10 protein-coding genes are annotated in these 8765 nt (G+C 69.7%); 3 read left to right on the top strand and 7 right to left on the bottom strand.

The window, feature by feature from the left end; translation table 11 throughout:
* The coding region (locus Ssi02_RS31605) for a hypothetical protein (protein ID WP_204031234.1) at positions 1–193 on the bottom strand (193 nt) is incomplete at its 3' end.
* A gap of 478 nt (positions 194–671) precedes the next feature.
* Here Ssi02_RS31605 and Ssi02_RS31600 point away from each other — a divergent pair.
* A complete protein-coding gene (locus Ssi02_RS31600) occupies positions 672–2264 on the top strand; it encodes an MFS transporter (protein ID WP_204031233.1) in 1593 nt (530 codons plus the stop codon).
* Entirely contained in the window at positions 2191–2784 is a 594-nt protein-coding gene (locus tag Ssi02_RS31595; RefSeq protein ID WP_204031232.1) for a TetR/AcrR family transcriptional regulator, read from the top strand. Before Ssi02_RS31600 ends, Ssi02_RS31595 begins: the two co-directional genes overlap by 74 nt.
* Here Ssi02_RS31595 and Ssi02_RS31590 read toward each other — a convergent pair.
* The 4 genes from Ssi02_RS31590 to Ssi02_RS31575 all read right to left on the bottom strand — a co-directional run bounded on the left by Ssi02_RS31590 (position 2768) and on the right by Ssi02_RS31575 (position 5830).
* Positions 2768–3016, bottom strand: a complete 249-nt coding sequence (locus tag Ssi02_RS31590) for an alpha/beta hydrolase (RefSeq protein WP_204031231.1) — start codon at positions 3014–3016, stop codon at positions 2768–2770. The two genes, Ssi02_RS31595 and Ssi02_RS31590, sit on opposite strands and share 17 nt — an antisense overlap.
* Positions 3006–3968, bottom strand: coding sequence for an RNA polymerase sigma factor SigJ (gene sigJ / locus Ssi02_RS31585; RefSeq protein ID WP_204031230.1), 963 nt, complete (start codon positions 3966–3968; stop codon positions 3006–3008). Before sigJ ends, Ssi02_RS31590 begins: the two co-directional genes overlap by 11 nt.
* 86 nt (positions 3969–4054) lie before the next feature.
* Positions 4055–4987, bottom strand: a complete 933-nt coding sequence (locus tag Ssi02_RS31580) for a YobF C-terminal domain-containing protein (protein WP_204031229.1) — start codon at positions 4985–4987, stop codon at positions 4055–4057.
* Between the two features lie 15 nt (positions 4988–5002).
* On the bottom strand, positions 5003–5830 hold the full coding sequence (locus tag Ssi02_RS31575) for a MerR family transcriptional regulator (RefSeq protein WP_204031228.1): 828 nt from the start codon (positions 5828–5830) through the stop codon (positions 5003–5005).
* Between the two features lie 166 nt (positions 5831–5996).
* Between Ssi02_RS31575 and Ssi02_RS31570 the strand changes: the two genes are divergently transcribed.
* Positions 5997–6581 (top strand): dihydrofolate reductase family protein, encoded by a 585-nt coding sequence (locus tag Ssi02_RS31570; RefSeq protein ID WP_204031227.1) that lies wholly within the window; start codon positions 5997–5999, stop codon positions 6579–6581.
* A gap of 36 nt (positions 6582–6617) precedes the next feature.
* On the opposite strand, the gene Ssi02_RS31565 is transcribed toward Ssi02_RS31570, so the two are convergent.
* Complete coding sequence (locus Ssi02_RS31565; RefSeq protein ID WP_204031226.1) at positions 6618–7625, bottom strand: RNA polymerase subunit sigma-70; 1008 nt, start codon at positions 7623–7625, stop codon at positions 6618–6620.
* A 187-nt stretch (positions 7626–7812) separates the two neighbouring features.
* The gene (locus tag Ssi02_RS31560) at positions 7813–8700 is read right to left on the bottom strand and encodes an NmrA family NAD(P)-binding protein (RefSeq protein ID WP_204031225.1); all 888 of its coding nucleotides are present in this window, start codon (positions 8698–8700) and stop codon (positions 7813–7815) included.
* Positions 8701–8765 lie beyond the last annotated feature (65 nt).

Genomic DNA, 8765 nt, shown 5'->3' with positions numbered 1-8765 from the left:
AAGCAACTGTTCCCGCGACAGAACGCCCCGGCCAGGTAGGCGAACCGGGCACCCACTCAGCGGTGCCCCACATCCTCCTGCCGACGTCGCGGTGAACGATCCCGACCACTTGACGCCACAGATCGGGATGCTCGGCGAGGTCGGCGGGCAGCATCGGGGCGGACTTCGCATCGCCGTCAGCTGCCCACCTCACCACCACATACCGGCAAATAGTCCGGTACGGCACAGCACGGGACCCGCCTCAAAGCAGAGAAACCACCTTCAACAGATGACACACAGACGGTGATCAAGGGGTACGGCGGAGCCGGCTACGACAGCAGCAAGCCGTAGGCGCCATGCACGCTGAGACACGCGGCTGCTTCCGGACGGCCCCACCTGGGCTACAGGCTTCAAGGCGCCTCGATCTTCCCCTCAGCAGTCGAACTGGAGCGGATGAGGCGTTCGGCACCGCCCCGGTCACCCGCCTCCTCCCGATCACCGCCCTCGCCCGTATCCGTGCCAGGTTCCGCAGTGCGTCGATGTCGCCAGGGGCGGCCCGCTGAGCAAGGCGAGTGGCATGCCGATAGCGGCCTCGACTCTTCCGGCCGAGCAAGGGCCCCCGGGAATCAAACTACTTGGACGATGGTCCTAGTTGTACTATCGTCCAAGTAGTTGAGGAAAGGGGATTTGTCGTGACGAAAGCCACGGGCCGTCAGTGGGCGGGGCTGGGACTGTTGGCGTTGCCGACGGTGTTGCTGGGCCTGGACGTGACGGTGCTCTACCTGGTGATGCCGAGCATGGCCGCCGAGTTGACGCCGTCGTCGACGCAGACGTTGTGGATCATGGATGCCTACGGCTTCTTCATCGCCGGCTTCCTCATCACCATGGGAACCCTGGGTGACCGGATCGGCCGCCGCCGGCTTCTGATGATCGGGATGACGGCCTTCGCCGCAGTGTCGGTCCTCGCGGCGTTCGCCCCCAGCGCCGAGCTGCTGATCCTCGCCCGGGCCCTGCTGGGTGTCGCGGGCGCCACGTTGATGCCCTCGACGTTGTCGCTGATCTCCAACATGTTCCCCGACGTACGCCAGCGTGCGGTGGCCATCGGCGTGTGGGCGACGATGTTCGCTCTCGGGATGGCGGCGGGCCCCGTGGTGGGCGGGGTGCTGGTGGAGCGGTTCTGGTGGGGGGCCGCGTTCCTGCTGGCACTGCCGGTCGCGGTCGTGGTCCTGGCGGGGGCGCGGGTGCTGCTGCCGGAGTATGCGGATCCGGAGGCCGGCCGCCTGGACTTGGTGAGTGTGGTGCTCTCGCTGGCCGCCATCCTGCCCGTGATCTATGCCGTGAAGGACATGGCCGCGCACGGCCCCGGTGTGCGCACCGCGCTCTTGCTGGTGGCCGGGTCGGTCGCCGGTGTGGTGTTCGCGCGCCGTCAGCGGCGGCTCGCCTCGCCGCTGCTGGACGTGACGCTGTTCACGAACCGCGCCTTCGCCGCCGCCTCGGCGATCCTGCTCGTCGGCCTGGTCGGGGTGGGCGGCTCGATGTACCTGGTCACGCAGTTTCTACAGCTCGTGGAAGGTCTGTCTCCGGCGGCTGCCGGGCTGTGGATGGGCCCGCCGGCACTGGCGATGTTCGCCGCGGCCGTGGGCACGCCGTTCATCGCCCGCCGGGTGCGTCCCGGGCTCGTCATGGGGGTCACGCTGGCCCTGTCGGTCGTCGGTTACGCGTTGTCGGCGACCGCCGGAGTCGGCGACGCCGTACCCGTGGTGGTGGGGTTCGCGCTGGTCTACCTGGGCCTCGGTGCGATCGCCGCGCTCGGAACCGACATGGTCGTCGGCGCCGCGCCGGCGTCGAAGTCGGGCTCGGCGGCAGCCGTGTCCGAGATGGTGCAGGAACTCGGCATCGCGGTCGGCGTCGCACTGCTCGGCAGCCTCGTGACCGTCGTTTACCGTACGCAGGCGCCAGGCCTCCCCCCGGAGGGCGCCGACAGCCTGAGCGGCGCCCTCGCGGTGGCCGATCGGGTCGCGCCGGAGACGCTGGCGGCCGCGAAAGAGGCGTTCACCACGGGTGTGAACGCCGCCTCACTTGTCGCGGGTGTCGCCATCGCGGCCGCCGCCGTACTGTCCCTGACGGCTCTGCGGCACGTGCGGCCGCTCGGCCATGTCGAGCCGGTGGAACCCGCCCGGCTCGACTACCCTGAGAATCACGGGAGGGAGCATGGACGACGAGGGCGGCACGGTGATCGACGGGCGCAAGGCCCGAGGGTTGAGACGCCGAGCCGAGATCATTGAGGCGACCCTCGCAGTCGTGCAGCGTGACGGCGCCGCCGGGGTCACCCATCGCACCGTCGCCAAGCAGGCGGGCATTCCCACCAGCTTGAGCACCTACTATTTCGCCACGCTCGACGATCTCCTGGTCGCCGCGCTGTCCAGCGTCGCCGACACATACACCGCCCGCATCCGCGACATCATCGACCACCACCACGACAAGCTGCGCGGACTCGCCGACCTCATCGTCGAGTCCGTGGGCCCCGGGCGCGAGCAGGCGCTCGCCGAGCGCGAGTTGTCCACCCTCGCCTCCCGCAGGCCCGCGCTGCGGCCGACGGCCCGCCTGTGGCGGGAGAGCATCGCGGAGCTCGCGGCGACCCTCACCGACGATCCCGTGGCGATCTCGACGCTGGTCGCCGTCTCCGACGGGCTGTGCACCGCGCTCCTCATCGACAACGCCCCCGCCGATGTGGAGCACGTGCACGCCGTGCTCAATCAGGCCCTCGGTCTCCGCGTGCGGAGAGAGCTCACCGGGGCGTCTTGAGGAGACCGGGTCCGGCGGGCGCCTTGGGTGGTGAACGGGACCACGTCGGGCCTGCGGCGGGCGGTGTGCCTTCGGTCAGATAGCGGGAGGCGGCGTCCACCACGCAGGTGGACTGCTGGGCGGCCACGTGCCCCCATCCCTCGTTGATCGGCAGGCGGCTGTTCCGCAGCATCCCGTGCACGCGCTGCGCCGACCACAGCAGGGTCGACGGTTCCACCGGATCAGATGACATCTGTCATGTCACCCGCGGAGCCCGTCGTCCAAGGCCGGAGCTTCTCCGGGTTGCGCACCGCCCAGATGTGCTTGATCCGGTCCTCCACGACCTCGAACGCCATCACCATCACGGTGACGCCGTCCTGCTGAGCCACCAGTCCGGGCTGACCGTTGACCGTGCGCTCCAGCAGCGTCAGCTCGGGCGCCCTGCGACCGAACTCGACCATGACGCGGGCGAGCCGCTCGCCGCCCTCGACGGGGTGGAGCGCGGCCTGGGCCCGGCCGCCGCCGTCGGCGGTCGCGGTGGCGTCGGGAGCCAGGAGCCCGATGAGCGCATCGATGTCCTTGGCCTCCCACGCCTGCTTGAAGTCCCTGACGACGCGGGCCTGCCGGGCCGCGGGAGGCACGGCCGCCCGCGACTCTCGGATGCGGCGGCGGGCCGAGGTGGCGAGCTGGCGGCACGCCACCGGCGTGCGTCCGACGATCTCCGCCACGTCGGCGAAGGGATAGCGGAAGACGTCGTGCAGGATGAACGCGACACGCTCGGCGGGGGTCATCGACTCAAGCACCACGAGGAAGGCCATGTTGATCGACTCGTCCAGGGTGACCCGGTCGGCCGGGTCCACCGCGATGTCGGCGGACCGCCCGCCGCCCCACTCCGCACGATCGGGGATCGGCTCGGGGATCCACTCCCCCACGTAGCTCTCCCGCCGGACCCGGGCCGAGCCGAGCAGGTCGAGGCAGATGCGACCGGCGACCTTCGTCAGCCAGGCGCCGGGGGACTCGATCGCCTCCTGCTGCCGCCGGGTCATCGAATACCAGCGGGCATACGTCTCCTGGACGACGTCCTCGGCGTCGGCCAGCGAGCCGAGAAGCCGGTACGCGAGATTGATCAGCTGACGCCGCTCACTCGTGATCGCGCTCAGGCCCGGATCGGACCCGCCGTCTCCCGGCTCGTATGGGGTGGTCATGATCTCGCCGACTCTCCTCTGTCGCCTCTTCCCTCAACAGACCGACGAGACAGCCCCGCAGAATGTGAGGTCGGCCGGCCGCTCTACTACCTCTGCCCCGCGACCAGCGCCTCACGCAGCCGTTCGTATGTGGGCGCCAGCCTCAGCAGTCCCGCCTCCACCGCCTTGCCGTCGCCGGTGACGAGCGGGTGCTGCAAGGAGCCGATGAGACGTGCCTGCTCGTCGGCGATCGCCGCCGCCTCGTCCGCGCCCACCATCGTGAGGCACATGGCCGCGTCCCCGAGACGGCGGGCCGCGAGCCGGATGCCGAACTTCTCCAACAGGAAACGCGTGTCCGCGTCAAGCCCCTGCCGTACCAGCCCCGCCAGGGCCTCGACCGCGGCGGCGCCGCCCAGGGAACCCGGTGCCGTGGGCAGGTCGTCGCGGCCGGACAACCACGCCACGGCGCCGGGCAGCGACGCGCGCAGAGCGTCGGCCGCGTCCACCTCGCGTTCCCTGACAAAACCGGAGCGCATCACATAGGGCAGGTCGATGTAGGTGACCGTCTCGGCCTTCCACGCCTCGACGAAGTCCGCCGCCGGCAGCGTCGCGTAGGGGTGCCCGTGGGGGTCGTGGAGGAGTACGGCGTCGCCGTCGACGGCGATCACCACGACATAGTGGTCGCCGCCACCGCGAATCGGGGTGCCGGGGCGATAGAGGAGCAGCCCCATGTCCACCGGACCGGCCACGACCGGGCCGTCCGCGCAGGCCGCGCGCAGGCGGGCCAGCGCCTCCTCCGGAGTGCCCCCGTCGCTCCGCGTGCACCTCCAGCCGAGCAGCGCCAGCGCGTCGTCCACGCCGATCTCCGGCGACCAGCCGTACGGATCGAACCACGGCATAGTGCCCCTTTCCAGCTGGACACCGAAGGGGGAGCCGGTCAGCGTCTCGATGATCGCGAGCGGCGGTGACGCCTCGGGGCCGAAGACCATCCCCAGACAGCTCGTATAGCAGTAAGGACCCGAACCTGTGTAGCCGAACATGCATTCCTCAAAAAGTCAGATCGAAACGATGGGTTCCTGGAGTTCGATCACCCACTGGGAGGTGTCCTCGGGCGTGGCGAGGGACAGCTCACGCGCATATCCCGTCGAGCGGTAGCCGTTGGCGTCGATCCAGCGCGCCAGCGCCTGTGACGTGGGAAGCACGTCGTTCATGGAGCCGCGGTGCACGATCGTCGCGGCGAGGTCGACCCCCGGCACGTCGACGACCGCGACACCGTCGTCGACGCGGCGCACCTCGGCCGCGACCGGCAGCCCGGCGTGCACGACGACCGCTCCCCCGCCGTCCGGCGCGTCGCGGTAACGGGCGAGGGCGGGTCCGACGGGCGTCACACCGGCGGCGTTCAACCGGTGGCACAGGCCGGCGAAGAGCGGGTCGATGACCGGCCCGACGTCCTGCGGGTCGAAGCTCGCGGCGGTGCCGGTCACCTCGGCCAGCCGTACGGGAGGCAGGTTCTTGACGACCACGTCGGCGCCGGGCGTGCGGCCCTCCCCCTCGATCGTCTTGAGCCTGGCCTCCACCCGCGTCAGCCGGGCCGCGGTGTCGCTGATGACCTGCTCCAGCTCGGCCCGGCGCAGCCGCAGCATGCCGCGCATCTCCTCGACGCCGACACGCTCGTCCAGGATCGCGGCCACCTGCTGGAGGCTGAGGCCGAGATCCTTCAGGGCGATGATGCGGTTGAGCCGCGCGAGCTGCCCGGCCTCGTAGTGCCGGTAGCCCGTGGACCGATCCACATGGGCGGGCGGGAGCAGCCCGATGGCGTCGTAGTGACGCAACATCCGGATCGACACCCGCCCGTACTTGGCGAACTCTCCAATGCTGAACATGACGAGTTCAGTACAAGCCCTCTCACTACGGGAGAGTCAACCGGTGCAGGCCCGTGAGGAACATCCGGAACGCGAGGACTGCCCGCGGACGCGGATCGCGCACCGATTAGGTTTCCGCGCCGCGTTCGTCTGTATGTGTGAGATCGACTCACGGAAGGCTGGCACGATGCGGAAACTGATCTTCGGCATGAACGTGACGTTGGACGGCTACATCGCCGCGACCGGCGACGACATCGGCTGGAGTGGAGGGGACGGACCGGACTCATCGCCGAGCGCCGAGCGGTTCCAGTGGTGGTATGACCAGATGCGGGCGAGCGATCTGTCGCTCTACGGGCGCAAGCTGTGGGAAACGATGAGCTCCCACTGGCCGACCGGCGACCAGCAGCCCGACGCCACCCCGGCGGAGATCGAGTTCGCACGCCTCTGGCGGGACATGCCGAAGGTGGTGTTCTCATCGACGATCGACAAGGTCGACTGGAACACCCGCCTGGTCACCGGCGACGCGGTCGCCGAGATCGCCCGGCTCAAGGCCGAGGACGGCGGCCCGATGGACATCGCCGGCGCGACGCTCGCCGGGGCGGCCATGCGGGCCGGGCTGATCGACGAGTACGCGCTGGTCACCCTGCCGGTCCTGGTGGGCGGCGGCACGCCGTTCTTCACCGCGCTGGACAGCTGGGTGAACCTGAACCTGGTCGAGACGCGGACATTTCCCGGCGGCGTGGTGCTGACCCGATACGAGACGAGGCGTTGAACACGGGCCGAATGCTCGGCTCGGGGACTTGTCTGATCACAGCGTCGCGGGCAGGCTCAGCCATGGTTTGCCGGTGGCGTCGAATCCGGTGAGCTCGGCGATCTTCCCGTCGACGATGTGCAGGACCGCGATGTTGAACAAACGGTATTCCGGGTCGTCGGGGGTGCGGACGTACAGCACGGCGGCAGGCATGCGGTTGACCGTCGTGGCGATGCAGCGCCAGTCGTCGTAGCCACGCTGGAAGAGCCCACCGGAGACCCAGCCGTCCACCGCGTCCTTGGCCGTGACGACCAAGGTGCCCGGCTCGGGCAGCATCGCGAAGCGCAGGTCGTCGCGTAGCAGGGCCGTCAGCCCGTTGAGGTCGTTGCGCTCATGGGCGTCCATATACGACTTCACCACGCCGCGCTCGTCATCCGACAGCTCGTGCGTGGCAGGGCTCCGCCAGTCGAGGCGGCGGTCGGGCAGCTGCTCGCGCATCGTCACGCGCGCCCGCTGGAGTGCGCTGGTCACCGATGCGACGGTCAGCTCGAGGGCGTCGGCGGCCTTCGACGCCGGCCAGCCGAGGACGTCGCGCAAGATGAACACCGCCCGCTGCCGCGGCGGCAGGTGCTGGACGGCGACGATGAACGCGAGCTCGATCGTCTCCCGCGTCACCACCGATTCCTGCGGGTCCTCCGGGAGCATCCGGTCCGGGTAGGGCTGCAGGTAGCGCACCTCCGAGCCCGCGCCCGGCAGCCCGGCAGGCACGGGTGTGCGGTCGTTGCGCTTCTCCAGGAAGTCGAGGCAGGCGTTCGTCGCGATCCGGTACAGCCAGGTCCGCGGCGCAGCGTGGCCCTTGAACGACTCCCGCTTGTTCCACGCCCGCAGGAACGTCTCCTGCGTCATGTCCTGGGCGTCCTCATAGTTCGCGAGCATCCGGTAGCAGTGCACCTGCAGCTCACGCCGGTAGCGCTCCGTGATGAGCGCGAACTGTCCCGCGTCACTTGAGCGGGCCGCCGCGATGAACGCGGCCTCGTCGTCGCCTGGCAGTCTGGCGTCGGTCATGGTCGTCAATCCTTCCGCAGGTGGCGAGGGGCTACCAGAACTGACGACGTGGCGGAGGATTTCTGAGCGGTGAAGCCGCGACACCGGGCCGTTCGTCAGGCCGGATGGGCCGGGTCGATCCAGGGGAGGTGTTCCTCACGGGCGGTGTACGGCGAAGCCCGGTTGGAGAGCGTCGTCTGGTGAAGCACTAGGCGGTTGTGCCCGGAGCCGGGAGGAGGGCCTCGAAGGCGGGGCGGTTGTCGGCCAGGAAGGCGTCGAAGTCGCGCGCCGGGCGTCCCGTGAGGTCACGCACGGCCGAAGTGGTCGCGGTGTGCGCGCCGTTCGCCACCTTGGCGAGGAGGCCGGCGAAGTCATCCGCGAAGCGGGCCGGCACCCCTTGGGACTTCACATTGGCGGCCAGCTCCTGCGGGCCCATCTCCAGCGTGGGCACCACCCGGCCCAGCACGGCGGAGAGCTTCCCGGCGATCTGGGCGTGGGTGACCGCCTCCGGTCCGGTGAGGACGTAGGTCTCGCTCTTGCCGTACGCGCCGGTGAGCAGGGCGGCGCCGCAGGCGGCGATGTCCAGGCAGTCGATGTAGGAGACCGGGGTGTCGCCGTAAGGGTTGATCAGCTCGCCGGCCGCGGTGAAGGAGCCGTAGCCGAGGAAGTTCTGCATGAAACCGCCCGGCTGCAGGGTCGACCAGCCGGGACCGGCGGACGCGAGGTGCCGCTCAATCTCCCAGTGTGCGCCTTCTGAGAGCAGCCCGCCCTCGTTGGCGTGCCAGACCGACACCTTCACGATGTGGTCGACGCCGGCCCTCGCGGCGGCGTCGATCGCGTTCTTCTGCAGGCGGATCACCGGCTGTTCCCCGTCGACCGGTTGCGCACCGGTGCTGTTGAGGAACAGCCGGTCGGCGCCGCGCAGGGCCGCGTCGATCGACGCCGGGTCGCCGAGGTCGCCGACGACGTAGTCGCAGCCCAGCGCACGCCCCTTGGCCTCGTCGCGGACGAGTGCCCTGAAGGCGACGCCGTCCCGTTGGAGCAGCCGCACGAGGTGTCGCCCGATGGAGCCGGTGGCTCCGGTCACCAAGATCATGATTCCTCCCGAAACGATAAGTCGAGGGTGCCTCAAGAAAGTATCATCAGAATGCACCGAATCAG

This window comes from Sinosporangium siamense, from assembly GCF_016863435.1.
In the GTDB taxonomy this organism is placed as follows: domain Bacteria; phylum Actinomycetota; class Actinomycetes; order Streptosporangiales; family Streptosporangiaceae; genus Sinosporangium; species Sinosporangium siamense.
Note: the sequence above shows the minus strand (reverse complement) of the source record. Positions and strands in the feature narration are given on the sequence as shown.

Coding starts and splice junctions, on each gene's coding strand:
- Ssi02_RS31570 (WP_204031227.1), top strand. CDS start 5,997: ATGCGGAAACTGATCTTCGGCATGAACGTGACGTTGGACGGCTACATC.
- Ssi02_RS31580 (WP_204031229.1), bottom strand. CDS start 4,987: ATGTTCGGCTACACAGGTTCGGGTCCTTACTGCTATACGAGCTGTCTG.
- Ssi02_RS31560 (WP_204031225.1), bottom strand. CDS start 8,700: ATGATCTTGGTGACCGGAGCCACCGGCTCCATCGGGCGACACCTCGTG.
- Ssi02_RS31575 (WP_204031228.1), bottom strand. CDS start 5,830: ATGTTCAGCATTGGAGAGTTCGCCAAGTACGGGCGGGTGTCGATCCGG.
- Ssi02_RS31590 (WP_204031231.1), bottom strand. CDS start 3,016: ATGTCATCTGATCCGGTGGAACCGTCGACCCTGCTGTGGTCGGCGCAG.
- sigJ (WP_204031230.1), bottom strand. CDS start 3,968: ATGACCACCCCATACGAGCCGGGAGACGGCGGGTCCGATCCGGGCCTG.
- Ssi02_RS31565 (WP_204031226.1), bottom strand. CDS start 7,625: ATGACCGACGCCAGACTGCCAGGCGACGACGAGGCCGCGTTCATCGCG.
- Ssi02_RS31595 (WP_204031232.1), top strand. CDS start 2,191: ATGGACGACGAGGGCGGCACGGTGATCGACGGGCGCAAGGCCCGAGGG.